The organism is Nocardioides daeguensis (assembly GCF_019192965.1).
Taxonomy (GTDB): Bacteria; Actinomycetota; Actinomycetes; order Propionibacteriales; family Nocardioidaceae; genus Nocardioides; species Nocardioides daeguensis.
Genome location: NZ_JAHTKU010000017.1, coordinates 135,097 through 159,962 on the forward strand (window position 1 = coordinate 135,097; position 24,866 = coordinate 159,962).

22 protein-coding genes are annotated in these 24,866 nt (G+C 72.8%); 12 read left to right on the plus strand and 10 right to left on the minus strand.

The annotated features are described in order from the left end of the window. Positions 1 to 23 precede the first annotated feature (23 nt). Positions 24 to 1,088, minus strand: coding sequence for a class I fructose-bisphosphate aldolase (locus tag KU893_RS14305; protein ID WP_257441240.1), 1,065 nt, complete (start codon positions 1,086 to 1,088; stop codon positions 24 to 26). Between the two features lie 10 nt (positions 1,089 to 1,098). Then, complete coding sequence (locus KU893_RS14310; RefSeq protein WP_218235035.1) at positions 1,099 to 1,377, minus strand: hypothetical protein; 279 nt, start codon at positions 1,375 to 1,377, stop codon at positions 1,099 to 1,101. A gap of 169 nt (positions 1,378 to 1,546) precedes the next feature. Here KU893_RS14310 and KU893_RS14315 point away from each other — a divergent pair, with 169 nt between their 5' ends. The 4 genes from KU893_RS14315 (at position 1,547) to arsA (ending at position 9,237) form a co-directional block, all read left to right on the plus strand. Then, positions 1,547 to 2,791: an RsbRD N-terminal domain-containing protein gene (locus KU893_RS14315; protein ID WP_218235036.1), complete on the plus strand. Its 1,245-nt coding sequence runs from the start codon at positions 1,547 to 1,549 to the stop codon at positions 2,789 to 2,791. A gap of 79 nt (positions 2,792 to 2,870) precedes the next feature. Then, positions 2,871 to 4,874 carry a fatty acid desaturase gene (locus tag KU893_RS14320; protein WP_218235037.1) on the plus strand — a complete coding sequence of 668 codons (2,004 nt, stop codon included), beginning with the start codon at positions 2,871 to 2,873 and terminating at the stop codon, positions 4,872 to 4,874. 90 nt (positions 4,875 to 4,964) lie between these two features. Then, positions 4,965 to 7,292, plus strand: a complete 2,328-nt coding sequence (locus tag KU893_RS14325) for a heavy metal translocating P-type ATPase (protein WP_218235038.1) — start codon at positions 4,965 to 4,967, stop codon at positions 7,290 to 7,292. Between the two features lie 145 nt (positions 7,293 to 7,437). Next, positions 7,438 to 9,237 carry an arsenical pump-driving ATPase gene (gene arsA / locus KU893_RS14330; RefSeq protein ID WP_218235039.1) on the plus strand — a complete coding sequence of 600 codons (1,800 nt, stop codon included), beginning with the start codon at positions 7,438 to 7,440 and terminating at the stop codon, positions 9,235 to 9,237. Here the strand turns inward: arsA and KU893_RS14335 are convergent. Then, on the minus strand, positions 9,221 to 9,751 hold the full coding sequence (locus KU893_RS14335) for a hypothetical protein (protein ID WP_218235040.1): 531 nt from the start codon (positions 9,749 to 9,751) through the stop codon (positions 9,221 to 9,223). The genes arsA and KU893_RS14335 overlap by 17 nt on opposite strands. Before the next feature lie 227 nt (positions 9,752 to 9,978). Here KU893_RS14335 and KU893_RS14340 point away from each other — a divergent pair, with 227 nt between their 5' ends. Genes KU893_RS14340 through KU893_RS14355 form a run of 4 tightly spaced genes read left to right on the plus strand, consistent with a single transcriptional unit; the run spans position 9,979 to position 15,645 of the window. Further along, positions 9,979 to 12,417: a phosphoketolase family protein gene (locus KU893_RS14340; protein WP_218235041.1), complete on the plus strand. Its 2,439-nt coding sequence runs from the start codon at positions 9,979 to 9,981 to the stop codon at positions 12,415 to 12,417. A gap of 4 nt (positions 12,418 to 12,421) precedes the next feature. Beyond that, positions 12,422 to 13,537 (plus strand): acetate/propionate family kinase, encoded by a 1,116-nt coding sequence (locus tag KU893_RS14345; RefSeq protein ID WP_218235042.1) that lies wholly within the window; start codon positions 12,422 to 12,424, stop codon positions 13,535 to 13,537. Further along, positions 13,534 to 14,382 carry a hypothetical protein gene (locus KU893_RS14350; protein ID WP_218235043.1) on the plus strand — a complete coding sequence of 283 codons (849 nt, stop codon included), beginning with the start codon at positions 13,534 to 13,536 and terminating at the stop codon, positions 14,380 to 14,382. The genes KU893_RS14345 and KU893_RS14350 overlap by 4 nt, the downstream gene beginning before the upstream one ends. Positions 14,383 to 14,394: 12 nt before the next feature. Further along, positions 14,395 to 15,645, plus strand: coding sequence for an NRAMP family divalent metal transporter (locus tag KU893_RS14355; RefSeq protein ID WP_218235044.1), 1,251 nt, complete (start codon positions 14,395 to 14,397; stop codon positions 15,643 to 15,645). 17 nt (positions 15,646 to 15,662) lie between these two features. Here the strand turns inward: KU893_RS14355 and KU893_RS14360 are convergent, their stop codons facing one another. Both KU893_RS14360 and KU893_RS14365 read right to left on the minus strand, forming a co-directional pair. Further along, complete coding sequence (locus KU893_RS14360; protein WP_218235045.1) at positions 15,663 to 16,016, minus strand: cupin domain-containing protein; 354 nt, start codon at positions 16,014 to 16,016, stop codon at positions 15,663 to 15,665. Between the two features lie 16 nt (positions 16,017 to 16,032). After that, entirely contained in the window at positions 16,033 to 17,373 is a 1,341-nt protein-coding gene (locus tag KU893_RS14365) for an FAD-binding oxidoreductase (RefSeq protein ID WP_218235046.1), read from the minus strand. Positions 17,374 to 17,549: 176 nt separating this feature from the next. Here KU893_RS14365 and KU893_RS14370 point away from each other — a divergent pair, with 176 nt between their 5' ends. From KU893_RS14370 to KU893_RS14380, 3 genes are all read left to right on the plus strand, one after another. Beyond that, positions 17,550 to 18,218, plus strand: coding sequence for a lysophospholipid acyltransferase family protein (locus tag KU893_RS14370; protein ID WP_218235047.1), 669 nt, complete (start codon positions 17,550 to 17,552; stop codon positions 18,216 to 18,218). A gap of 103 nt (positions 18,219 to 18,321) precedes the next feature. Next, complete coding sequence (locus KU893_RS14375) at positions 18,322 to 18,924, plus strand: hypothetical protein (protein WP_218235048.1); 603 nt, start codon at positions 18,322 to 18,324, stop codon at positions 18,922 to 18,924. Positions 18,925 to 19,056: 132 nt separating this feature from the next. Then, positions 19,057 to 19,611, plus strand: a complete 555-nt coding sequence (locus tag KU893_RS14380; protein WP_218235049.1) for a hemerythrin domain-containing protein — start codon at positions 19,057 to 19,059, stop codon at positions 19,609 to 19,611. Here KU893_RS14380 and KU893_RS14385 read toward each other — a convergent pair. Genes KU893_RS14385 through KU893_RS14395 form a run of 3 tightly spaced genes read right to left on the minus strand, consistent with a single transcriptional unit; the run spans position 19,589 to position 22,408 of the window. Continuing rightward, complete coding sequence (locus KU893_RS14385) at positions 19,589 to 20,311, minus strand: spermidine synthase (RefSeq protein ID WP_218235050.1); 723 nt, start codon at positions 20,309 to 20,311, stop codon at positions 19,589 to 19,591. The two genes, KU893_RS14380 and KU893_RS14385, sit on opposite strands and share 23 nt — an antisense overlap. A 1-nt stretch (position 20,312) precedes the next feature. Then, positions 20,313 to 22,064, minus strand: coding sequence for a DUF429 domain-containing protein (locus KU893_RS14390; RefSeq protein WP_218235051.1), 1,752 nt, complete (start codon positions 22,062 to 22,064; stop codon positions 20,313 to 20,315). A 2-nt stretch (positions 22,065 to 22,066) separates the two neighbouring features. Beyond that, on the minus strand, positions 22,067 to 22,408 hold the full coding sequence (locus KU893_RS14395) for a DUF1801 domain-containing protein (RefSeq protein WP_218235052.1): 342 nt from the start codon (positions 22,406 to 22,408) through the stop codon (positions 22,067 to 22,069). Positions 22,409 to 22,480: 72 nt separating this feature from the next. Between KU893_RS14395 and KU893_RS14400 the strand changes: the two genes are divergently transcribed. Continuing rightward, positions 22,481 to 23,137, plus strand: a complete 657-nt coding sequence (locus KU893_RS14400) for a hypothetical protein (protein ID WP_218235053.1) — start codon at positions 22,481 to 22,483, stop codon at positions 23,135 to 23,137. Here KU893_RS14400 and KU893_RS14405 read toward each other — a convergent pair. Both KU893_RS14405 and KU893_RS14410 read right to left on the minus strand, forming a co-directional pair. Continuing rightward, positions 23,028 to 24,212 (minus strand): Ig-like domain repeat protein, encoded by a 1,185-nt coding sequence (locus KU893_RS14405; RefSeq protein ID WP_218235054.1) that lies wholly within the window; start codon positions 24,210 to 24,212, stop codon positions 23,028 to 23,030. The two genes, KU893_RS14400 and KU893_RS14405, sit on opposite strands and share 110 nt — an antisense overlap. An 89-nt stretch (positions 24,213 to 24,301) precedes the next feature. Beyond that, positions 24,302 to 24,766, minus strand: a complete 465-nt coding sequence (locus tag KU893_RS14410) for an Lrp/AsnC family transcriptional regulator (RefSeq protein ID WP_257441250.1) — start codon at positions 24,764 to 24,766, stop codon at positions 24,302 to 24,304. Positions 24,767 to 24,866 lie beyond the last annotated feature (100 nt).

The following is a 24,866-nucleotide window of genomic DNA, read 5'->3' on the forward strand; positions in this document are numbered from 1 at the left end:
GTGGTGGCCGGCGCGTCTGCCGGTCAGTCGCGGCCCACCGAGACGCCGTGCCCTGATCCTCCGCCGGAGGCGGACTGCTCGAGATCTGCCGTGTACTCGCCGCTGCGGGCGGCGCCGTTCAGCCGTGCCCGGCGCAGCAGGGCCGCCTGGGCCTCCGCCCGGTTCGCCTCCTGGCCGCCCCACGCCTTCAGCACCGGCGCCTGCAGCGCTCGTCCGAACGAGAAGCTCAGCTCCCACGGTTGCGGTGCCAGCCGGTTGAGCGCGTCCAGCCGGGCGGTGGCCTCCACATCGCTCTGACCACCGGAGAGGAACAGGATGCCGGGCACCGCCGCGGGCACGGTCCGGCGCAGCACCGCGATCGTCGCATGTGCGATCTGCTGGTCCGTGACCCTGCTGTCCGACTCGCTGCCGGGCAGGACCATGTTGGGCTTGAGCAGGGTGGCCTCGAGCACGACCCGTTGCCGGCCCAGCTGCTGGTACACCTCACGGAGCACCCGTTCGGTGACCTCGGCGCAGGTGTCGAGGTCATGGGCTCCGTCCATCAGCACCTCGGGCTCGACGATGGGCGTCAGCCCGGCCTCCTGCGAGAGCGCCGCGTACCGGGCCAGCTCGTGCGCGTTCGCCTCGACACAGCCGGCCGACGGCAGAGTGTCGGCGATGCGGATCACGGCCCGCCACTTGGCGAAGCGGAGTCCGAGCGCGGCGTACTCCTCGAGCCGCTCCCGCAACCCGTCCAGACCTTGCGTCGCGACCTCGCCGGGGAAGCCGGCCAACGGCCGGATGCCTCCGTCGACCTTGATCCCGGGCACGATCCCCCGGCGCCGCAGCAGCTCCGGGAACGGCGTCTCCTCCTGGTCGCGCTGTCGTGCGGTCTCGTCGAAGAGGATGACGCCGCTGACGTGCTCGCCCAGTCCGTCGGTGGCGAACAGCATCTCCCGGTAGCTGCGCCGGCGGGGCTCGGTCGACTCCAGGCCCACCGCGGCCAGGCGCTTCGCCATCGTGGGGGTGCTCTCGTCCGCAGCGAGCACTCCCCTGCCCCGGCTCACGAGCGCGAGCGCGGTGTCCCGCATGGCCTCGAGGGTGCTCACGTGGCGCTCCCTACTCGGTCCCGTAGCCGGGCAGGACCGCCGAGGCCAGGGGGACGTCCTCGTCCTCGTCCAACACGAAGTCGTCGGGGGCGAGGATGTCCTCGGGGCCGTGGTGTGCCGAGAGGTCGTCCACGACGACGTACACGTTCCCGGCGTCCGACCACTGCTCGACGACCGCAGCGGCGTCCTCCTCGGTCTCGCACAGCTCCCGGACCAGGAGCACGTCGTCTCGGTAGATGCGCACCTCGATGGTCGGGGCGCCGGTGTCGTAGGACGTCTCTGAGGACATCGAGGGTGCCTCCTCGTTCTGGCTTTCCCAGCAGCCTCCACCCGCTGCCGGAGCGGGGCGAGAGCCCAAGGTCCCGAGGAGTCGAGACAAGGGTCCCGTCCAGCAGCTCGTGCCGCACGCTCGGGCGCGCTGGCGCGAGGTCTCGAGCACGATGGGACACTCGCTGATCGTGGAGTCCCTGGAGCACGTCACCGTCGAGCTGCGTCGAGCCGCCGCCGAGCTCCTGGAGGACGTCACCTCGCACGCCGAGGACATGCTGGCCTACCTCCTCCAGCGCATCCCCGAGGCAGGGGCCGACCCGGAGCTGCGCGGCCTGACTCTCGGCTCGTGCTCCTCCAACCTCGAGGCGGCACTGTCGATGGTCAGGCACGGCATCGACGTCTCGGCCGCGACGGCGCCCGTGACCGCCCTGGAGCACGCTCGCGCCATGGCAGCGCGTGGCTACAGCGTCGACGTCATGCTCCGGTTCTACCGGATGGGCCACGCCTACTTCACCGAGCGTCTCGTGGCCGTGATCCGCGGGATCATCACCGATCCGGCCGTCGCACTCGCTGCCGTCGACGGGCTGCAGTCGTTCGGCTTCACCTACATCGACCGGATCTCGAGTCAGGTCGCGCTCGAGTACGTCGCGGAGCTCGACCGGCGGGCCAACCAGGCGCGCGCCGCGAGGACCGACACCGTGCGGGCTCTGATCGCCGGCGACCGGGTGGACGTGGGCCGGGCCGAACGAACCCTGTCCCACCGGCTCACCGACTGGCAGACCGGCTTCGTGTGCTGGACCGATCGCGAGGACGTCGACCTCGCGCCGGTCGGCCTGCTGGTCGCCTCCCACCTGGGTGCCCGCTCCCCCCTGCTGGTGCCCGACGGCGCACGGGCGCTCTGGGGCTGGGCAGCCACCACCACGGCCCCGCAGCTCGCGTCCGGCATCGCGGCGTTGAACCCGATCCTTCCGCCCACGGTCCGGGTGTCCATCGGCGCATCGGCGAAGGGAACGCCCGGCTTCCGCGAGACGCACCTGCAGTCGCTGCGGGCCCGCCGGACCGCGGAGCTCTCGGACGGCGCAGCGTCGGTCACCGCCTATGAGGACGTCGCCCTGGTGGACGTGCTGAGCCAGGACCTCGCCCTGGCCCGGGCGTTCGTCGCCGCCGAGCTCGGCGACCTCGCCGCCCCGGGCGAGCGGGAGCACGAGGAACGGCGCGCGCTGCTCGCCGTGCTCGACGCACAGGGCGGCCTCGCTGCTGCGGCGCTCACGCTCGGGCTGCACCGCAACACCGTCCTGCAGCGGCTGCGCCGCGCCGAGGCACGCCGCGGGCGGCCGGCGACGGAGCGCATCGCGGAGCTGCACGCCGCGCTCCGCCTCACGCAGCGCCTGGGCACCACGGTGCTCAGGCCGCGGCCGGCCGACCCCTCCTGAGGAGCCGTGTGCTCACAGCACATGGCAGTGGGCTGAGGAGCGCTGTCGCGAGCGCCGTACGCCGCCGTACGTTCCCCGCATGACCGCCTCGACCGTGCAGCCCGCACCTTCGCGCCACGCCCTCCCGGATCCGGGTGTGCGAGTGCCCTCGCTCTCGTGGCCGATCGTCGTCATCTTCTCGGCGGCGCTGACGGTCTTCGCCGCGGCGACCTGGGCAGCACTCACAGCGAGCCTGCCCGTCCCGGTGACGGTCGCGGTGTCCGCGGCGGCGATCTTCGTGCTGTTCACGGTCCTCCATGACGCGTCGCACTACTCGATCAGCACCCATCGATGGGTCAACGTGGCCTTCGGACGGGTGGCGATGCTCTTCGTGTCGCCGCTGATCTCGTTCAAGTCGTTCGCGTTCATCCACATCGAGCACCACCGCAACACCAACGACGACGAGAACGACCCCGACCACTTCGTGAGCGGCGCACCGACCTGGCAGGTGCCCGTCCGCTTCGCCCTGATGGACGTCCCCTACCTGGCGTTCCTGGTGCGCAACCTGGGCCGTCGGCCGCGGGCCGAGGTGCTGGAGACGGCATTCCTGATCACGGCAAGCGCCGCGGTCATCGTGGGATGCTCGGTGAGCGGGCACCTGTGGACGCTCGCGGTGGTCTACCTGATCCCTGAGCGGGTCGCCATGTTCGTCCTCGCCTGGTGGTTCGACTGGCTGCCCCACCACGACCTCGAGGACACCCAGCAGGAGAACCGCTATCGCGCGACCCGCAACCGGGTCGGGGCGGAGTGGATCCTCACCCCGCTGCTGCTGTCCCAGAACTACCACCTGGTCCACCACCTCCACCCGTCGATCCCCTTCCACCGCTACGTCGCTGCCTGGCGCCGCAACGAGGAGGCGTACCTGGAGCGGGACGCGGCGATCGGCACCGTGTTCGGTCAGCAGCTCGATCCCCAGGAGTACCGCGAGTGGAAGCGCCTCAACGGCAGGCTGGCGCCGATCCTGCCGATCCGCGCACCCAGGCGGTCCTCGGCCTCGCATCCCGTCTTCCACCGGGTCCCGGTCGCGAGCGTCGAACGTCTCACCGGCGACAGCGTCCTGGTCCGCTTCGCGGTCCCGGACCAGCTGCGGGACCAGTTCGCGTTCCAGGCCGGACAGCACCTCACGGTGCGCACCGACCTCGGCGGCGAGGGCGTGCGGCGCAGCTACTCGATCTGCTCCTCGGTGGCCTCCGGTGAGCTCGCGATCGGCGTCAAGCACATCCCGGGCGGTGCGTTCTCGTCCTTCGCGATGGGGCAGCTGCGCGCCGGCGACGTGCTGGAGCTGATGACCCCGGCGGGCTCCTTCGGCACGCCGGTGGACCCGCTCGCCGCCAAGACCTACGTCGCCATCGCGGCCGGCAGCGGCATCACGCCCATCCTGTCCGTCCTGACCACGACGCTCGAGGTCGAGGCCGAGAGCCGGTTCACCTTGATCTACGGCAACCGCGACGCGGGCAGCACCATGTTCGGCGAGCAGCTCGCCGACCTCGAGACGCTGTACGCCGACCGCCTCCGGGTGATCCACGTCCGCTCCCGCGACCCCAGGCATCCCGCGCCGCTGCGCGGCCGGGTCGACGGCGCGAGGCTGGCGGCCTGGCTCACCACGGACCTGGCGGCAGCCGCCGTCGACGAGTGGTTCCTGTGCGGTCCGGTCGAGATGGTCACCGACCTGCGCGATGTCCTCCTCGACCACGGGGTGTCGACCGAACGGCTGCACGTCGAGCTCTTCCACGGCTACGACCGGCCGCGGGTCACGGACGGCTACCGCCCGGCGAACGTCACGGTCCGGCTCTCGGGGCAGCAGCGCGAGCTGGCACTCGACGCCGGGGACACCGTGCTCGAGAGCGCGCTGAAGGCCGGGGTCGAGGCGCCGTACGCGTGCCTCGGCGGGGCGTGCGGCACCTGCCGGGCGAAGGTCCTCCAGGGCAGCGTGGAGATGGACCAGGACTTCGCGCTGTCACCGAGCGACCTCGCCGGCGGGTACGTGCTGACCTGCCAGTCCCACCCGACCTCCTCGAGCGTCGTCGTCGACTACGACGCCTGACGAGTCGGACTCGGCCTGAGGGACGATCGGCCCCCCGAGCCCCGCAAGAAGTCCCTTGTCGCACCCCGCGCAATGCGATGGGCTGAGGGCATGGAGGACCTTCAGGGACGGTTCGTGGTGTACCTGTTCGGCGCCGGGAGCCTGCTCCTGGCCGCCGGTGGCGTCGTGTGGGCGCTGGACGAGGACGGCGCCGCCGAGGCCCTGTGGCTGGCCGGGACCGTGGTCGGGCTGGTCGTCGCTCTCGTGGCCACCGCCGACGCGGTACGCCGGCACCGGCCCACGGTCGACGTCATCGCCCTGCTCGCGCTGGGCGGCGCGCTCGCCGTCGGCGAGTACTTCGCCGGAGCGGTCATCACCGTCATGCTCACCACCGGTCAGCTCCTCGAGGCCCGGGCCGAGGCACGCGCACGTCGCGAGCTGCGCCTGCTGCTCGAGCGCTCTCCTCGCACGGCCCGGCGCCGCGAGGCCGACGGGATGGTCGAGGTGCCCGTCGACCGGGTCGCGCCCGGGGACGCGGTCGTCGTACGCACCGGCGAGGTGGTCCCGGTGGACGGTCGGCTGCTCACCGCGGCCACGCTCGACGAGTCCGCGCTGACCGGGGAGCCGCTGCCGGTGGAGCAGGCGGCGGGCGACGTCGTCCGCAGTGGGGCGGTCAATGCCGGGGCGCCCTTCGACCTGCTCGCCACCGCGACCGCCGCGGAGTCCACCTACGCCGGCGTGGTTCGCCTGGTCGAGCAGGCGCAGGCCTCGTCAGCTCCCTTCGTCCGCCTCGCCGACCGGCTGGCGGTGGTCTTCGTGCCGTTGACGCTCCTCCTCGCCGGCGGGGCCTGGGCGCTGTCCGGCGACCCGGTCCGCGCCGTGGCGGTGCTGGTGGTCGCCACCCCCTGCCCGCTCCTGCTCGCCGCGCCCATCGCGTACATCTCCGGACTCGCCCGGGCCACCCGGATCGGGGTCGTCATCAAGGGCGGCGGCACCCTGGAGCGCCTCGCGGCGGCCCGGGTCGTGATGTTCGACAAGACCGGCACCCTGACCCGCGGTCGGCCCCAGCTGGTCGGCACCGTCACCGCGAGCGAGGACCTCTCCGCCGACGAGCTGCTGCGACTCGCCGCGTCGCTGGACCAGATGTCGCCCCACGTGCTCGCCACGTCGATCGTTTCGGCCGCCACGGCACGGGGGCTGGCGCTGGAGATGCCGGCCGAGGTCGCCGAGGAGCACGGCTACGGCCTTCGTGGCGTCGTGGGCTCGCACCAGGTCGCCCTCGGCAAGCGCTCCTGGATCGTCCCGGAGCCGGCTCCGGCCTGGGCGCAACGGGTACGGCGGCGCGCGAGCCTGGACGGTTCGATGACCGTCTTCGCCGCCGTCGACGGCGAACCGGCCGGCGCCTTCCTCCTCGAGGACGTCATCCGCCCCGACGCGCCGCGGATGATCCACGGCCTGCGCGAGGCCGGGATCCGGCGCGTCGTGCTGATCACCGGCGACCGGTCCGACACCGCGGAGACGGTGGGCAGGATCGTCGGGGTCGACGCGGTCCACGCCGACTGCGATCCCGGCGAGAAGCTCGAGGTGATCGAGGCCGAACGCGCCTCCGACGTCGCGATGATGGTCGGCGACGGCGTGAACGACGCCCCGGCCCTCGCCGCCGCCGACGTCGGTGTCGCCCTCGCCGCCCGGGGCGCGACCGCCTCCTCCGAGGCAGCGGACGTGGTGCTCACCGTGGACCGGGTCGACGCCCTCGCCGACGCGATCCTCATCGCCCAGCGGTCCCGACGCATCGCCCGGCAGGCCGTCGGCATCGGCATGGGCCTGTCCCTGGTCGCGATGGCGGCCGCCGCAGCCGGACTGCTGCCCCCGGCCGCGGGCGCCGTGCTGCAAGAGGTCATCGACGTGCTGGCGATCGGTCTGGCCCTGCGAGCGGTGCTGCCCGGCCGGACCCACACCGTGACGCTGGCGCCGGCGGACGTGACCATCGGCCACGAGCTGCGCGACCAGCACGAGGCCGCGCTCCCGGTCGTGGAGGAGATCCGGACCGTCGCGGACCAGATCACCACCCAGGACCCCCAGCTCGCACCCGTTCGCCGGCTCCTGGTGCGGTTGCGCACCGACCTGCTGGCCCACGAGCGCGCCGACCAGGAGCAGCTGGTGCCGCTGGTGGCCCGGGCCCTCGGCGAGACCGCGACGTACGCGCTGACCCGGACCCACGCCGAGATCGAGCACCAGGTCGCCCGGCTGACCCGCCTGCTCGACGAGATCCCCGGCGACGCCGCCGCACCTGAGGACGTGGTCGAGGTCCGCCGCCTGCTCTACGGCCTGTACGGCGTGCTCCGCCTCCACAACGCGCAGGAGGACGAGACGGCCCACAGCCTGCTGCCTCCGCGACCGGACCGCTCCACGCCCACCGCTCGCCGGCGCGCCAGGTGAGGCCCCGACCCCAGGACCACCGACCCGCACCGGTGGGGTCCGAAGGTCCCTACCCCGGGGTTCGGGCGCGCCCCTAGATTGGCCGTGCACGCCTGTCGATCGACCACGGCACGGGACCGGTCCCGTCGAGAAGGAGCCCAGCCCGATGGCCCTGCCCCACTTCCTGGCCGACCCGCCACGGTTCCTCTTCTTCACCGGCAAGGGCGGGGTCGGGAAGACGTCGCTGGCCTGCGCCACCGCGGTCCGGCTCGCCGAGCAGGGCCGACGGACCCTGCTGGTCAGCACCGACCCGGCGTCCAACCTCACCGAGGTGCTGGCCACGACGATCGAGCACCGGCTGACCGCGATCCCCACAGCGCCCGGCCTGAGCGCGATCGAGATCGACCCCGAGGCCTCCGCGGACGCCTACCGGGACCGCATCCTCACTCCGCTCGTCGGCGAGCTTCCCGAGGCCGAGATCAGCGCGGCCCGCGAGCAGCTGTCCGGATCGTGCACCACCGAGGTCGCCGCCTTCGACGAGTTCACCACCTACCTGGCCGACCCGGCGGTCCTCGAGGACTTCGACCACGTGGTGTTCGACACCGCGCCCACCGGCCACACCATCCGACTGCTCCAGCTCCCGGGCGCCTGGTCGGACTTCCTGGCCACAGGCACGGGCGACACCTCCTGCCTGGGCCCCCTGGCCGGCCTGGACAAGCACCGGGCGACGTACGCCGCCGCGGTCGCCGCCCTGCGCGACACCTCCCGGACCCGGATCGTCCTGGTCACCCGCGCCCAGCCCTCGGCTCTCGCCGAGGCCGCGCGCACCGCCGCCGAGCTCGAGGAGACCGGCATCCGGCCGAGCCACCTGGTCGTCAACGGACTGCTCCCCGCCTCGCCGGCCGACCAGAGCGACCCACTCTACGAGGCGACCCGGTCGCGGGAGCAGGCAGCGCTGGCGAGCCGGCCGTCGTCCCTGGACGCCCTCGTGCGCGACGAGGTCGCCTTCTGCTTCCCCGCACCCGTCGGCGTTCCCGCCCTGCGCAGCCTGCTGGCCGAGCACCGGGCCGAACCACTGTCCACCGAGCCCGAGCCGGCCGGCGACGACACCGCCACGTCTCGCGGGACGACGGACCTGGCCGCGCTGGTCGACGACCTCGAGGCGGCCGGCCACGGGCTGGTGCTGTGCATGGGCAAGGGAGGGGTGGGCAAGACGACCGTCGCTGCCGCGATCGCGGTCGCGCTGGCCGACCGCGGACATCCGGTCCACCTGAGTACGACGGATCCGGCCGCCCACCTGACCTCGACGCTCCCGGAGGCGGTGCCGCTGCTCACGGTGAGCCGGATCGATCCGGCCGCGGCGATCGCGACCTACCGCGAGCACGTGATGGCGACCAAGGGAAGGGACGCCAGCGACGCGGAGCGCGCCGCGCTGGCCGAGGACCTCCGCTCGCCGTGCAACGACGAGGTCGCCGTCTTCAACCAGTTCGCCCAGGTCATCCGAGAGGCTCGCCGGGGCTTCGTCGTCCTCGACACCGCCCCGACCGGCCACACCCTGCTGCTGCTCGACGCGACCGGCTCCTACCACCGCGACATGGTCCGCCTGCTCGGTCCCGACAAGACCGGGTACCGGACCCCGCTGATGATGCTCCAGGACCCCACCCTGACCCACGCCGTCATCGTGGCCACGCCGGAGCAGACCCCGGTCAGCGAGGCCGCCGCCCTGCACAGCGACCTGGTCCGCGCCGGCATCACGCCCTGGGCCTGGGTGGTCAACGCCTCCCTGGCAGCCGCACGACCCGCCTCTCCCCTGCTCCGGCTCCGCGCCGCCGCCGAGCAGCGTCAGCTGGACCGGGTCGAGGCGCTCGCCGATCGGGTGGTGGTGCTGCCGATGCTCGCGAGCGAGCCCGTCGGGCACGACCGTCTGGCCTCGCTGGTGCACGGCGCGGTCACGACGACCTCCTGAGCACCCTGCGACGTGCGGTCCAGGCCCACCGAGCCCGCCCGTCGCGCCGCGTGGGGGTTCCGGAGGCCGTGGCCCGGCGCTCGGCCCGCAGGAGCAGGCCGAGCGCCACCAGCATGAGGGGAGCCCAGACCCACAGCACCCCGCCGAACGCGAGCTGGCCGACATGGAAGGCGATGAGGGCGATCAGACCTGCCTGGGCGCGTCGGCCCCCGCTGAGGATCAACGCCCCGGCAACGGCCTCCGCCACGATCAGGATCGTGATGAACAGCCCCAGGTGGGGCACGACCAGCGAGTCCCAGGTGTCCCGGACGAAGCCGAACGGCGACGGCTCGGCGAAGTCGGTGTAGTAGTCCGGGTCGAGCACGAGGTAGAGCGCGTTGACCAGGGCGCCGAAGACGACGAAGAGCAGACCGAGCGCCCATCGGGCCACGAGGAGGGCACGGGCATGGCGGCCCGCGCGCACCGCGGCCACGAGGACCACGCCGCCCAGGACCAGCCACATGATCCGTTCCACGGCTCCTCCTTCTGTCCGAGGCCTTCTCCCAGGCCTTCTCGTCCAGGCGTCGATGCCTCTCGCCGGCACCGGCGTCGCCCCCCGTCTCCCCCAGCGTCGCTCGTACCGGCGGGCCCGGGGAGGGCCGAGAGACACCTCGGACCGGCCGAAGGTCCCCACCCGGGCGACGCGACTCCCCCTAGGGTGGGACCTGCCAGGTCGGTCGAGCCGAGCAGGAGACGGTCACCATGAAGCCCGTACAGCCCGTCGGCACACGCGTGCTCGGACCGTTGGCCCCGGACGAGCTCGACCGCATCGACGCGTGGTGGCGCGCCGCCAACTACCTCTCGGTCGGGCAGATCTACCTGATGGACAACCCGCTGCTGCGCGAGCCGCTGCGTCCCGAGCACGTCAAGCCCCGGCTGCTCGGACACTGGGGGACGACGCCGGGCCTGACCTTCGTCTACGCCCACCTCAACCGGGCCATCCGCGACCGCGACCTGAGCATGATGTACGTCATCGGGCCGGGCCACGGCGGACCCGGCATCGTCGCCGCGGCCTATCTCGACGGCACCTACACCGAGACCTATCCCGAGATCGCCCAGGACGAGGACGGCCTGCGTCGCCTGTTCCGGCAGTTCTCCTTCCCGGGCGGGATCCCGAGCCACGTGGCGCCCGAGACGCCCGGGTCGATCCACGAGGGCGGGGAGCTCGGCTACGCCCTCTCGCACGCATACGGCGCCGCGTTCGACAACCCCGACCTGGTGGTCGCCTGCGTGGTCGGCGACGGCGAGGCCGAGACCGGCCCCCTGGCGACCAGCTGGCACAGCAACAAGTTCCTCGACCCGCGACGCGACGGCGCCGTGCTCCCCGTGCTGCACCTCAACGGCTACAAGATCGCCAACCCGACGGTGCTGGCGCGCATCCCCGAGACCGAGCTGCTCTCCCTGCTGCGCGGCTACGGGCACACGCCGTACGTCGTGGCGGGGGACGACCCCGCCGAGATGCACCAGGCGTTCGCGGCGACCCTCGAGCGCTGCCTCGACGAGATCCGCGACATCCAGCAGGAGGCCCGCGGCGGCGGTCGCGTCGAGCGCCGCCCCTGGCCGATGATCGTGCTCCGCACCCCCAAGGGGTGGACCGGACCCCAGGAGGTCGACGGGCAGCGCATCGAGGGCTACTGGCGCTCCCACCAGGTCCCGTTCGCCGACGCCCGGGGCAACGAGAGCCATCGACGCATCCTCGAGGACTGGCTGCGCGGCTACCGGCCCGAGGAGCTCTTCGACGGGGCCGGGGCGCCCGTGCCCGCCATCCGGGACCTGCACCCGGCCGGCGGGCGCCGGATGAGCGCGATCCCGCACGCCAACGGCGGCCTGCTGCTGCGCGACCTGGAGCTGCCGGACTTCACGGCCTACGCCGTACCGGTCGAGACACCCGGCACGGGAGCGGTGGAGGCGACCCGGGTGCTCGGCACCTTCCTGCGCGACGTCATGGCCCGCAACGCCGACCGCTTCCGGCTGTTCTCACCCGACGAGAACAACTCGAACCGGCTCCAGGACGTCCTGGAGGTCACCGACCGCGCGTGGAACGCCGAGACGCTGCCGTACGACGACCATCTCGCTCCCGACGGCCGGGTGATGGAGATCCTGTCGGAGCACACCTGCGAGGGATGGCTCGAGGGCTACCTGCTGACCGGACGTCACGGCCTCTTCTCCTGCTACGAGGCCTTCGTCCACGTCATCGACTCGATGTTCAACCAGCACGCGAAGTGGCTCAAGACCACCAACCAGATTCCCTGGCGCCGCCCGATCGCGTCGCTGAACTACCTGCTGACCTCGCACGTGTGGCGCCAGGACCACAACGGCTTCTCCCACCAGGACCCGGGCTTCATCGACCACGTGGTCAACAAGAAGTCCGACGTCATCCGCGTCTACCTGCCGCCCGACGCGAACTGCCTGCTCTCGGTGGCCGACCACTGCCTGCGCAGCCGCCAGTACGTCAACGTGATCGTCGCCGGCAAGCAGCCGGCCCTGCAGTACCTCGACATGGACAGCGCGGTCGAGCACTGCACCAAGGGCATCGGGATCTGGGACTGGGCCAGCAGCGACGGCAACGAGGAGCCCGACGTCGTGATGGCCTGTGCCGGCGACGTGCCCACGATGGAGACCCTGGCGGCCGTCGACCTGCTGCATGGCTTCTTCCCCGACCTGAGGATCAGGGTGGTCAACGTGGTCGACCTGATGCGGCTGCAGGACCATCGCGAGCATCCGCACGGGCTCTCCGACGCCGACTTCGACGCCCTGTTTACCCGCGACCGGCCCGTGATCTTCGCCTACCACGGCTACCCCTGGCTGATCCACCGGCTGACCTATCGCCGCACCAACCACGACAACATGCACGTGCGCGGCTACAAGGAGGAGGGCACCACCACCACGCCGTTCGACATGACGGTGCTCAACCAGGTCGATCGCTTCGACCTGGCCATCGACGTCATCGACCGGGTGCCGGGGCTGCAGGCGCACGCCGGCCAGGCCCGCGAGTGGCTGCGCAACCGGCTCATCGAGCACCGCCGCTACATCCGCGAGCACGGCGAGGACCTCCCGGAGGTGCGGCACTGGCAGTGGCAGCAGGGGGCCGGCCCCCGTCTGACGACCGAGCAGCCCAGCACCCGGACCCCCGAGGGCTGAGCGGGTGCGCGTCCTCGTCGTCAACGCCGGCTCCAGCAGCCTGAAGCTCGCCCTGCTCGACCCCGAGCACCGCCTCGCCACCCGCACGGTCGAGGCCTGGACGGGCGCCGACCACCTCGAGCCGATCGAGGAGTTCCTCGCCGATCTCGACGGCGTCGCCGACATCGAGGCGATCGGCCACCGCGTCGTCCACGGTGGGCCGCGGTACGCCGGCGCGACGCTGATCGACGACGACGTGGTCACCGACCTCGAGTCGATCAGCGACCTCGCTCCGCTGCACAACCCCCGCGCCGTCGCCGGCATCCGGGCCGTGCGCCGGCTGCTGCCGGACCTGCCGGCCGTGGCGGCCTTCGACACCGCCTTCCACGCCGGCCTGCCCGCCGCCGCCCGCACCTACGCGCTGCCCCGCGAGTGGAACACCCGGTTCGCACTGCGCCGCTACGGCTTCCACGGCCTGTCCCACGGCTACGCCGTACGCCGTGCCGCCGCTCTCGTCGGCCGCCCCGTCGAGGACCTGCGGATCGTCTCCTGCCACCTCGGAGCCGGCGGCTCGCTGGCGGCGGTGCGCGAGGGACGTTCGGTCGACACCACGATGGGCTTCACCCCTCTCGCAGGCCTGGTGATGCAGACCCGATCGGGCAGCATCGACCCGGGTCTCCTGCTGTGGCTGCTGCAGCACGCGGGCGCCGACCTCGCCGACCTGACCCGGGTCCTCGAGCACGAGTCCGGGCTCAAGGGCCTGTCCGGCACCTCCGGCGACCTGCGCGAGGTCCTCGCCGCCCGCGCGGCGGGCGACCCGGACGCGGCGCTGGCCTTCGACGTGTACGTGCACCGTCTGGTCCGTGAGATCGGCGCGATGGCTGCCAGCGCGGGCGGGCTCGACGTGCTCGTGTTCACCGGGGGCGTCGGCGAGCACTCCCCCGACGTTCGCGCGGGCGTCGCCGCCCGGCTCGGGCACCTCGGGGTCGCGATCCGGGCGGACCGCAACGACGCCGTCGTCGAGGGCGAGCTGTCCGCACCGGGGGCCGCCGTCCGCACGGTCGTGGTCACCGCCGCGGAGGACGTCGAGATCGCCCGCCAGACGCGCGAGCGGCTCGATGACCTGAGGAGGCCGGGATGAGGCGCGCACCCGTGCCCCCGCTGCTGTCCGACCAGCTGGGACGTCCGGTCCGCTCGGCGTCCGGGCGGCGCCTGGGCCGCGTCGCGGACCTGACCGTGCGCCTCGGCCCGGCCCGGCCCCAGGTCGACCACCTGCTCGTCCGGTCCGGGCGCTCGACGGGCTACCTGGTCGGGTGGGCCGACGTCGCGCGGAGCACGCCCACCGAGGTCGTGCTGCGCGCCGACGCCCACCTCCTCCCCGTGCACCCGGCGCGGCCGCCCCTGGAGACCGACGAGCTCCTGCTGGCACGCGACGTGATGGACACCCAGGTCGTCGACCTGCACGGACAGCGCCTCTCCCGGGTCTCCGAGGTGCTCCTGGGCGAGGAAGGTCTCACCCCCGAGGTGGTGGCCGTCGACCTGGGCACCGCCGCGTTGCTGCGACGCATCGGTCCGGGCCGCCTGATGCTCCGCTACCCACCGGTCGCCGTCGCCTGGACCGACCTCCACCTGACGTCCCGACGTGGACACCTGGTCCAGCTCAGCACCGATGCGGCGAGCTTCCGCCGACTCGACGCCCGCGGCCTGGCCGAGCTGCTCGCCCGGCTGAGCACCCGCAAGGCCGCCGACGTCCTGCACGCGGTCGCCCCGGCCCGCGCCGCCGCCGCCCTGCGCCGCAGTCACCCCCACACCGGCCGCCGCCTCGTGCGCGCCCTGGGCAGCGACGAGCGGCAACGACTGATGCGGGAGGCGGCCGCCACCGACGCCGCGACGATCGAGGAGCTCGGTCGCCCCACCTCGGCGATCCAGCGCCGCCGTTTCCTGCGCACCGCCGGCTGGCGGCTGCGCCGACCACCGAAGGGCTGAGCCGTGGCCGCCATGGATTCCCAGACCGCCCCCGCGCCCGCAGCACGACGGACCCGGCTCGCGGTGCTCGTCGCCGTGCTCGGCCCGGGGCTGCTCGCCGGGCTCTCCGACGACGATCCGGCCGGCATCACGACCTACTCCGTCGTCGGCGCCGACTACGGCTACCAGCTGCTGTGGGTCCTGCTGCTCTCGACGGTCGCCCTCGTGCTCTTCCACAGCCTGGGCGCCCGGATGGGCGTCGCCACCGGCCAGGGCCTGATCGGTCTGGTCCGGGACCGGTACGGCGTACGGCTCGGCAGCCTGGCGCTGGTCCTGCTGCTGGCCGCGAACCTCGGCACCGCGTGCGCCGAGTTCGCGGGCGTCGCGGCCGGCTTCGAGCTGTTCGGGGTCTCCCGGGAGGTGTCGGTGCCCCTCGCCGCCGGTCTCGTCTCCGTGCTGGTCCTGCGCGGCAGCTTCCACCGCGTCGAGCACCTGTTGATGGCGCTCGCCGCCGTCTTCGTCGCCTATCTCGCCGCCGGCTTCGTCGTCGGCCCCGACTGGGGCGAGGTGGCGGCGGGCCTGGTCGTCCCCTCCGCTCCCCTGAACCGCGACGCCCTGGTCGTCATCGTCGCGACCGTCGGCACGACGCTGGCCCCCTGGGGGCTGAGCTTCATCCAGTCCTACGCGGTCGACAAGAAGCTCACCGCCGCCCAGCTGCCCTACGAGCGCATCGACGTCATCACCGGATCGGTGCTCACCGGCGTGATCGGGCTGTTCGTCGTCGTGACCTGCGCCGAGACCCTGCACGCGAGCGGCGTGAGCATCGACTCCGCCGCCGACGCCGCCGGCGCCCTGGAGCCGCTGGCCGGACAGGGAGCCAGCGCCCTGTTCGGCATCGGGCTGATCGGCGCGGCACTGCTGGCGGCGGCGATCCTGCCGCTCTCCACGGCCTACTCGGTGTGCGAGTTCACCGGCCACGAAGGCGCCCTGGACGACGGCTTCCGCGGTGCCCCGCTCTTCTACTCGACCTTCCTGCTGGTCACCGCGGCCGCCGCGGCGCTGGTGCTGATCCCGAGCGTGCCGCTGGTCCCGCTGCTGGTGCTGACCCAGGTCCTCAACGCGGTGCTCCTGGTCCCGCTGCTGTTCTTCATGTACGGCCTGGCCCGCGACCCTGAGCAGATGGGTGAGCACCGGGCCAGCCGGACCGAGGCGGTCGTCTACCTCGTCGCGATCGGCCTGATCACCTTGTGCGTCGCGGCCCTCCTGGTGCTCACGGTCGCTTGACCCGCGCCGGCAGCAGCTCAGCTCGGCTTGGCGTACGCCGCCACGCCGGTGTCGAGGATGATGCACGCCTCGTCGCCGACGGTCCAGGCGTCGTGGCCGGGGTCGAGGTCGATGACGTCGCCGGGCCCGATCTCGAACTCGTCGCCGTCGTCGGGCTTGATCGTCATCCGTCCGGACAGGCACAGGCCCGTGTGGTGCACCTGGCAGGAGTCGGTGCCGGCGATGGGCCTGACGTCGTCGGACCAGCGCCAGCCGGGCTCGAAGGTGCCGCGGCCGAGGGTGAAGCCGCCGAGGGTGACGACGTCCATGTGGCCGTGGGCCTGGAACGGGCGACGCTCGTGGGGGCTGTCGATGCTCTGCTTGTCGGACATGGCTGTTCTCCTGGGGTCAGACGGTGGCACGGGGGCGGATGTTCTGGTTGCCGACGAACACGTTGCCCGGGTCGTACTCGCCCTTGATCTGGCTGAGGCGCTCGTACTTCTCGGCGCCGAAGGCGGCCTTGATCCGCTCGTCGCCCTCGTCGCCGATGAAGTTGAGGTAGACGCCGCCGGTGGTGAAGGGAGCATTCGCCCGGCGGTACTCGCGGACCCAGGCGATGTTGGCGTCGTCGGCGGCGGCGTCCTCCCAGGTGGCGAAGGGGTGGCTGACCCACCGGGCGGACCGTTGGCTCAGCGGGGTGGCGTCGACGTCGACGCGCGCGAGCGCGCCGCCCCACGGGAGGAGCAGGTGCTGGGTCATCGGCGAGGGACGACGGGCGCCCGCTTCGAGGAAGACGTCGAGGGCCCCGTCCGGGAAGCTGTCGTGGTAGTCGGCACTCCAGTACTGGCGCAGGCCGGGCGGGTCGTCGAGCATGGACTGCAGCTGGACGTACGGCATCGGGCCGACCAGGTCAACCTCCGGCGCCAGGTCACGCATGACCTGGACCAGCTCCTGCCCCTTGGCGTGGTCGCCGTTCCAGCACACCACGACCGCCACCACGGGCTGCCCCTGCAGGTGCGCCGGGACGAACTCCTCCGGCGGACCGCTGATCACGACGAGCCCGGTGCCGAGCTCGTCGGGTGCGGCGTCCGCCCAGTCCCGGAAGGCGCGGGCCACCTCGGCGCCGCGGTCGAAGGGCCACAGCAGGAGGCCGCCCAGGATGGTCGGGCCGACCGGGTGCAGCCGCAGCTCGAGCGCGGTGACGACGCCGAAGTTGCCGCCCCCGCCCCGGCTCGCCCACAGCAGGTCCTGGTGCTGGGACTCGTCGGCGCGGATCTCCCGGCCGTCGGCGGTCACCAGCTCGACGGCGAGCAGGTTGTCGCAGGCGAGGCCGTGCTGGCGCTCCAGCCATCCGGAGCCGCCGCCGAGGGTGAGCCCGGTGACGCCGGTGCTGGAGACCCGGCCGCCGGTGGTGGCGAGGCCGTGCTGCTGGGTGGCGGCGTCGAGCTCGCCCCAGGTGCAGCCGCCCCCGACCCGTGCCCGGCGGGCGGCCACGTCGACCTCGATCCCCGTCATCGGGCGTACGTCGACCACGAGGCCGTCGTCGTTGCTGGACTGTCCGGCGACCGAGTGCCCGGCCGAGCGCACGGCGACGGCGAGCCCGTCACGCGCCGCGCGGTCGAGCGCCTCCCGGACGTCGGCGGCGCTCGCGCAGCCTGCGATCAACCGCGGCCGCTTGTCGATCATCGCGTTGAACAGCGCGCGCTGGTCGTCGTACCCCTCGGTGTCGGGTCCGATCCACGTCGTCATGTGCTCCTGGCCTCCTGGCCCCTCCCCATCGCCTCCACGATGGCCGGTACCCGCGGCGGCGGCATCCCGTGAACGGGGGAAAACCCCATCAGCGGCAGGCGCGCCGGGGGCGTCCGCGGCATCCCGCGGAGTGGGGACGGGGCCGGGCCGGATCGGAGCGGCTCTAGGCTGGTGCCGTGCTCTACGAGGTCCTCCACGCCGTCGTCCCGCCGCTGGCTCGCGCGGTGTGGCGTCCGACGATCGAGGGCGTGGAGAACGTGCCGGCGACCGGTCCGGTGCTGTTCGCGAGCAACCACCTCAGCTTCGCCGACAGCGTCGTGATCCCGATCGTGGCGCCCCGCAAGGTGGTGTTCCTGGCGAAGGCGGAGTACTTCACCGGCCCCGGGATCAAGGGGCGGCTCAGCAAGGCGTGGTTCGAGGGCCTCGGCATGGTGCCGGTCGACCGCAACGACACCCGCGCGGCGCTCAACTCCCTCGACGTCGCGCTGGAGGTGCTCGGGCGGGGCGAGGCGTTCGGCATCTACCCCGAGGGCACCCGGTCCCGCGACGGGCGGCTGTACCGCGGCCGGACCGGTGTGGCGCAGCTGGCCCTGACGGCCGGCGTACCCGTGGTGCCGGTCGGGCTGACCGGAACCGACGAGCTGCAGCCGGTCGATGCCCGCTTCCCCCGGCGGGCGAAGGTGAGCGTGCGGTTCGGCAGGCCGATCGACTTCACCGGCCGCTTCGAGGGGACCGCCCCCGGCCGGGCACGCCGGGAGGCCACCGACGAGATCATGGCGGCGATCCGGGCGCTCAGCGGCCAGGAGGCCGCCGACACCTACAACGAGCTCCCCGTCGAGGCCTGAGCACCTCCCTTCTGGGGGATGGCGTCGACGACGCCGGAGGAGTAGGCAGGTGTCTACCGGCGATGCCGGTCGGGCGTCGCCCTGCCCCTGAGAGGAGTGGGTCGTGTACGCACGCTCGAGCACGTTCCACGGCAAGCCCGCCAACATCGACGCGGGGATCAGGTTCGTCGAGGAGGAAGCAGGTCCGATGCTCGACAGCACCGAGGGGTGCGTCGGGCTCTCCCTGCTCGTCGATCGCGAGACCGGCTACTGCATCGCCACCAGTGCCTGGGAGAGCGAGGAGGCCATGATCGCCAGCGACCTGATGCTGCGGCCGATCCGTGACCGCGGTCGCGACGTCCTCGGCGCCACGATGCAGGTCGACACCTGGGAGATCGTCGCCATGCACCGCAACGAGCACGGCGCATGCTGTCGGGTCAGCTGGCTGGAGGGCGACCTCGACACGATGTCCGAGACGTTCCGGGTCGCGCTGCTGCCCCAGCTCGACGAGATGGAGGGCTTCTGCAGCGCGAGCCTGCTCGTGGACCGGTCGACCGGACTGGGCTGCGCGACGACGACCTGGGCGTCGCGTGAGGCGATGCTCGCCAGCCGGGCGGCGGCCGAGCAGATGCGCGACCGGACGGCGCAGGAGGCGTCGGGCGAGGTCGTCGAGGTCCACGAGTTCGATCTGGCCTACGCCCACCTGCACGTCCCCGAGATGGCCTGAGGACGCCGGAGGCGCGCGGCCGGACGCGAAGCAGCCGGCCCCGGGAGCCGTATCCCCGCCCCGCGCCTGGGTACGGCTCCCCCGGGTCCGGTCCCGGGCCCGGCACGCAGACACAGGCGAGGAGCAGGCCACATGGGAAATGACGTCGTCGACCTCATCATGGGCGACCACCGCGAGCTGGAGCGTCTCTTCGACTCGCTCCTCAACGAGCCGGACAAGCGCGCCGCGCTGGTCCCGGTGATGACCACGCTCCTGACCGCCCACAGCCGCGCGGAGGAGTCCGAGGTCTACCCGGCGGCGCGGGAGGCGGGCGGTGAGGACGACGTCGAGCACAGCCAGAAGGAGCACCTCGAGGCCGACCAGCTCGCGCTCGCCCTCTCCCGGACCGATCCCGCTTCGCCCGACTTCACCACCGCACTGCAGCAGCTGGTCGACGCGGTCCGCCACCACGTCGAGGAGGAGGAGACGACGGTCCTGCCCGGCATGCGGGAGCGGATCGACGAGGCCCGGCGCGCCGAGCTCGGCGAGGCGTTCCTCGCAGCTCGCCAGGAGCACCTCGGCGACCAACCGGCCGACATCACCAAGGCCGAGCTCGACCAGCAGGCGGCGAACGCCGGGGTCACCGGCGCGTCGTCGATGGGCAAGGACGAGCTGAAGCAGACGCTCAAGGACGCGGCGGAGTCCTGACGCGGCCCGCCCGGGCTGCGCCGAAGCTGTCGGCCACCGCCTGCCCCCGGAACACGCGGTACTCCAGCGGCGAGGGATCCCCGAAGGCACCGGCTGGGACCGCGCCGCAGGCGATCACCAGGTTGCCGGACCGACGACCCTTCACGGTGGCCGGCTCCGCACCGACCACGAGCGACCCGAGGTCGCGGGCCGCGGCGACGAACGCGCGTACCAGCGGATAGGGCGGCCGGTCGACCAGGTTGGCGACGAACATCCCCGACGGCGTCAGCACCCGACGCACCTGCGCGACGAATGCGGGCGAGGTCAGGGACGACGGCACCCGTCCGCCGTCGAACGCGTCGAGGATGACGACGTCCTGGGAGGCGTCGCGCACGGCGAGGATGCCGCTCTCACCGGGGACCGGTCGCACCTTGATCCCGCTGCGCGGCGGCAGCGGCGCCTCCGCGCGCACCCGCTCGACGACCTCGGCCGCCGGCTCCAGGACGATCTGGGGCGAACGGGGCCGGGTCGCGGCCACGTAGCGGGGCAGGGTCATCGCGGCGCCGCCGACGTGCAGCACCCGCAGCGGCCCCTCCGGCATCGCGTCGACCAGGTCGCCGATGCGACGGACGTAGTCGAAGACCAACCGCGTCGGGTCGGCGAGGTCCACGGCCGACTGCTGCATGTCGTCCATCTCGAGGACGTAGAGCTCCGCGGCCATCTCAGTCCTGCATCCTGGCCCACCGCGCGCGCAGGGCCGGGGCCCGGTGGGCGTTGCCGCGCAGCTCGACGTACCGCTCGCCGTACACCCACAGGAGCGCGTCGTCGAGACGGCGTACGGCGCCCGGCGGGTAGCGGTAGCCCATCCGCGCGCGCAGCGCCTCGTCGTCGACCGAGCGCAGGGCCTCGCCGAGCGCGCCGAGCGAGGTGATGCCGAGCTCGAGCACGAGCGCCGAGATCCACGCGTAGTGGTCGGTGCGCGACCAGCCGGCGTCGGCGTACTGGCCGGCGAGGAAGGCCGCGAGCTCGCGCGGGCTGATCCGCGGATCGTCCTCGTCGAGGTCCTCATCCCCGGCGCCGGCCGGGGCGACCGGCCCCTGCAGCAGGTCGCGGATGGTCGAGAACTCGCGGTCGGCGAGCTCGAGGAGGCCGGCGGCGAGGGTGAAGCGCCGGTCGAGCTCGAGGACGTGCTCGGGCGGGACGCTGCCCTTGTAGCGGATGTCGTGCTCGAACTCCGCCCAGGCGTGCTGCAGGACGGTACGGATCTGGATGGCGGCCTGGTGCCCCTGCAGCACGCTGTCGGCGCCCGGCTCGAGACCGACGAGCAGATGTCGACTGGAGTAGCCGAACCTGCCCTCGCTGGCGGTCTCCTGCCCGAGGTCGCGGTCGTCGTGGACGACGACCTGGTCGTCGAGGAGGTCGACCACGGCCTGCACGTCGCTGTGCACGTAGGTGATCACGCGGACGCCGACCTGGTCGGTGATCTCGTTGAGCGGGTCGGTGTAGACGGGGCGGCCCTCGACGGTGCGCGCGGCAGCCTTGGCGGCGAAGGAGGTCACCGACTTCGTGCGGCCGGTGACGGTCAGGTAGTTGATGCCGGCCTCGTCGAGGATCGAGGTCACCAGCGCCACGAAGCCGTCGGTCACCGCCCGCAGGCCCGGCTGCAGCTCGGCGTAGCGGCGTACGGCGGAGCCGACGTCGAGCGGCGGGGCGCCGCGGCGCGCACGCGGCGTGGGCTCGAGGTCCGCAGGCAGCGTGGGCGTCACGATGTAGCCGGACTCCAGGTCGCCGTACGTCGTGGTGGCCTCCGGGCGGCACTCGGCGAACAGCGCGACGTAGGCGCACACGACGGCGTCGACCTGGTCCTCGACGACGCGCAGCTCGCTCTTGCGGGTCGCGGTCTCCGCGGCCGCGCGCAGCTCCTGCCAGGCCGGAAGAGAGGCGACACGCAGCGGCGGCTCGGCCGCGGCCAGCCCCTCGACCAGACCGATCAGCACGACCAGCTCGGCGCGCAGCTGCTCGAGGTCGCGGCCCGCCTTGTCCTTGTACTTCAGGGTCCGGCCGAGCCGGAACAGCACGACGGTCGCGGGGTGCGGGTAGACCTCGATCGCCCGGCGCGGCCGGCGCGAGCGCGGGTTGATGTCCAGCCCGAGCCGGGCGGCCACCCGGGCCGCACGCGGCTGCTCGCGGAACTCCGGCTTGCCCGTGTTGGCGGGGTGGGCGCCGGCGTCGAAGCGGGCGAAGTCCTTGTTGAGCGCAGCCTCCGCGCGGCGGTTGCCAGTGGCGTTGGGGACGACGATCGGCGCGTCGATCGCGACCAGGCACTCCCCCTCGACGTACGGCGCGAGCGCGGCCACGATCGCGTCGTCGTCCTGGACCGCGGTGACCGCCACCAGGGCGCCGTCGCCGTCGATGACGGCGAGACCGGTGGGGCTGCGATCGCCCCAGGCGAGGTCGATCCCGACGAAGTGCATGCTCAGGCGCGGTTGAGCGCGACGGCTTCCCGGACCAGCGCGACGAAGGCGTCGTCGTCGAGGGTCTCGCCCTCGGCGACGTCGACCGCGCGGCGGGTGCCGGCGTCGAGGCTGGCGTTGAAGATGCCGGTCGGGTCCTCGAGCGAGGCACCCTTCGCGAAGGTGACCTTCACCTTGTCCTTGTAGGTCTCGACGGTGGCGACCAGGCCGTCGGCGGAGAAGGTCGGCACACCAGCGGGGTTGGACGCCTTCTTCCACTTGGCCTCCTCGACGACGGCCGGCTCCGCCGCCACGATCAGGGACCGGATCTTCTCGACGGTGTCGGCCCGCCAGTCAGCGCTCATGCGACGACCCTACCGATCCGGGCCGCCCGCGTTCGCTGGGTGAACGGGAGGTGAACGTGGGACCATGCCCCGGTGAACACGGTCCCCGTCGCGCTCTGGCGCCTCCTCGTCGCGGCCAGCGCCGCGACCGGGGTGGTCCTCGCCGCGCGGGAGTACGACGTGTGGTGGACCGCGCTCTCCCAGCTCTCCAACCTGGCCGTGGCGGCCTGCTTCCTCGTCGTGGCCGTCCGTGAGCCCCGCTCCCCCTGGCTGCGCGGCGCGCTGACCACGCTCATGGTGCTGGTCGGCCTGGCCTACGTGCCGATGCAGAACGGCAACCTGTGGCACGCCTGGTCGCTGCTCGAGCACGTCGTCACGCCGTCGCTGGTGGTGCTCGACTTCGTGCTCGTCGGCCGCAACCACCACCACGTGCGCTGGTGGCACCCGCTGTCGTGGCTGGTCCCGCCGACGGCGTACCTGCTCTGGTACGTCGGCGACGACCTGGCTGTCTACGCCGCCCTCGACGCCGCCCACCCGGCACAGTTCGGCCAGCGGATCGCGGTCCTGCTCGGCCTGCTCCTGGCGACCGGGTTCGCGCTCTACCGGCTCGGCCGGCGCCGCGACCCGCTGCCGGTGCGGCTCACCGCTGGAGGACGACGAACGAGCGGGTCGTCGGCTGGTAGCCGGGGTAGCGGTCGGAGCCGGTCCACACCAGGGTCAGCCGGTGCCGTCCGCGCGCCAGCTTCTTGAGCGTGACCCGTCGCGACGTGCCGGCGACGACCTTGGCGGTGCCGAGCAGCTTCGTGCCCTCGAGGACCTGCACGGTGCCACTGAAGCCCCGCGGGGTGCTCACCTTGACGGTGCCGGTGGCCCGCTTGCCCTTCGCGACCCGCGCGGGGAACGTCTCGCGCAGGCTGACCTGGGGCCCCGTCGGGCCGCTGGCGTCGCTCTCGGGGAGGACGACGCTCGTCGACGCGACCCGCGAGCCGTTGACGACGCGCAGCTCCTGGGCGCCGTACAGGCAGCAGGGGACGGTGAACGCACCCGTCACCGTGCCGGAGGCGTCGAGCGGGAAGGTGCCCATCGGCCGACCGCCGAGCGTGACCGTCGCGGGGATCCTCTCCCCGGCCGTCGACGGCGCGGCCTGGAGCAGGTTGTAGGCGGTGAAGGCCAGCTCGCGGCCCGGCACGGGGGTGGGGGTGCTCGTGACGAGGTCGGTGGGCGCGTCGAGGTCGTAGACGTACTGGGTCATCAGGGCCGGCGCGCTGACGAGCGGGTCGCAGGCACCGCGCACCTCGGCCCACTTCTGGCCGGTCTCGTCGGCGCCCGCGAAGGCGAAGGTGACCTCGCGGGGCCGCAGCTCCCGGGCGCCTGCCTGAGCCTGGACGGTGGAGGCGTGCGGCGCGAAGTCCAGCGTGGAGTCGTCGGCGATCGCGGCGTACTCGTCGTCGCCCGCCAGGGGCAGCACGGCCGCGCCGTCGTGGTCGACCAGGGCGATGCCGTACTCGGCCGTGACGCTGCTGGCGAGGTCGAAGGGCAGGAAGTCGGTCTCGATCGGGCCGAGGTCGTAGTCGACCTCCGCCCACTCGCCGGCCGGCAGCGGGTTCGGCAGGTCGAGCGAGATCCGCGTGGTCCAGCTCGCGATCTCAGCGGTGGACTTCGTGACGGTGCGGTCCGGGGTCCACTGCGTCACCTCGACCTGGATGTCGCAGTCGGTGAGCGTGTAGTCGCGGGCGGCGCCCTCGGCGTGGGCCGCCGGGGTGAGCGCGAGGGTGGATCCGGCGAGCGCGGCGCAGAGGAGGCCGGCCCTGATGTGCTGACGCATGGTGCATCCCTTCCGTGGTGTCGGTCGGGTTGTGCCGGCGAGGGGCCGGATCGGTTCATCCGGCCCTCTCGCGGCTCACACCAGGAGGCTCAGCGCACGCCCCACGAGTACGTCTGCTTGCGCAGCTTGAGGTAGAGCAGCGTCTCGGTGCTGGTCACGCCGGGGATGGTGCGGATCCGGCGGGAGATGATCTCGAGCAGGTGCTCGTCGCTCTCGGCCACGACCTCCGCGAGGAGGTCGAAGGAGCCGGCCGTGATGACGACGTAGTCGACCTCCTCCAGCTCGGCGAGGGCGTCGGCGACCGGCTCGAGCTCGCCGGTGGCACGGATCCCGATCATCGCCTGGCGAGCGAAGCCGATCTCGGTCGGGTCGGTGACCGCGACGACCTGCATCACCCCGCTGTCGACCAGGCGCTGGACCCGCTGGCGGACCGCCGCCTCGGAGAGGCCCACCGCCTTGCCGATGGCGGCGTACGAGCGCCGGCCGTCCTCCTGGAGCTCGGCGATGATCGCCTTCGAGACCTCGTCGAGCGGCATCGGCTTGGGCTTGGACACCCCCCGATCCTCACAGGCCACGGCCCCGCGATGCAACAGTGAAGTACGGATTCCGTTGCAATCACGTGAACTGGCTACGGAATCCCTTGTCATGTGACGC

Bases quoted from the DNA above. Each gene is read 5' to 3' on its own strand.
- KU893_RS14310 (WP_218235035.1), bottom strand. From the start codon at position 1,377: ATGTCCTCAGAGACGTCCTACGACACCGGCGCCCCGACCATCGAGGTG.
- KU893_RS14320 (WP_218235037.1), top strand. From the start codon at position 2,871: ATGACCGCCTCGACCGTGCAGCCCGCACCTTCGCGCCACGCCCTCCCG.
- KU893_RS14325 (WP_218235038.1), top strand. From the start codon at position 4,965: ATGGAGGACCTTCAGGGACGGTTCGTGGTGTACCTGTTCGGCGCCGGG.
- arsA (WP_218235039.1), top strand. From the start codon at position 7,438: ATGGCCCTGCCCCACTTCCTGGCCGACCCGCCACGGTTCCTCTTCTTC.
- KU893_RS14340 (WP_218235041.1), top strand. From the start codon at position 9,979: ATGAAGCCCGTACAGCCCGTCGGCACACGCGTGCTCGGACCGTTGGCC.
- KU893_RS14350 (WP_218235043.1), top strand. From the start codon at position 13,534: ATGAGGCGCGCACCCGTGCCCCCGCTGCTGTCCGACCAGCTGGGACGT.
- KU893_RS14355 (WP_218235044.1), top strand. From the start codon at position 14,395: ATGGATTCCCAGACCGCCCCCGCGCCCGCAGCACGACGGACCCGGCTC.
- KU893_RS14360 (WP_218235045.1), bottom strand. From the start codon at position 16,016: ATGTCCGACAAGCAGAGCATCGACAGCCCCCACGAGCGTCGCCCGTTC.
- KU893_RS14365 (WP_218235046.1), bottom strand. From the start codon at position 17,373: ATGACGACGTGGATCGGACCCGACACCGAGGGGTACGACGACCAGCGC.
- KU893_RS14380 (WP_218235049.1), top strand. From the start codon at position 19,057: ATGGGAAATGACGTCGTCGACCTCATCATGGGCGACCACCGCGAGCTG.
- KU893_RS14385 (WP_218235050.1), bottom strand. From the start codon at position 20,311: ATGGCCGCGGAGCTCTACGTCCTCGAGATGGACGACATGCAGCAGTCG.
- KU893_RS14390 (WP_218235051.1), bottom strand. From the start codon at position 22,064: ATGCACTTCGTCGGGATCGACCTCGCCTGGGGCGATCGCAGCCCCACC.
- KU893_RS14395 (WP_218235052.1), bottom strand. From the start codon at position 22,408: ATGAGCGCTGACTGGCGGGCCGACACCGTCGAGAAGATCCGGTCCCTG.
- KU893_RS14405 (WP_218235054.1), bottom strand. From the start codon at position 24,212: ATGCGTCAGCACATCAGGGCCGGCCTCCTCTGCGCCGCGCTCGCCGGA.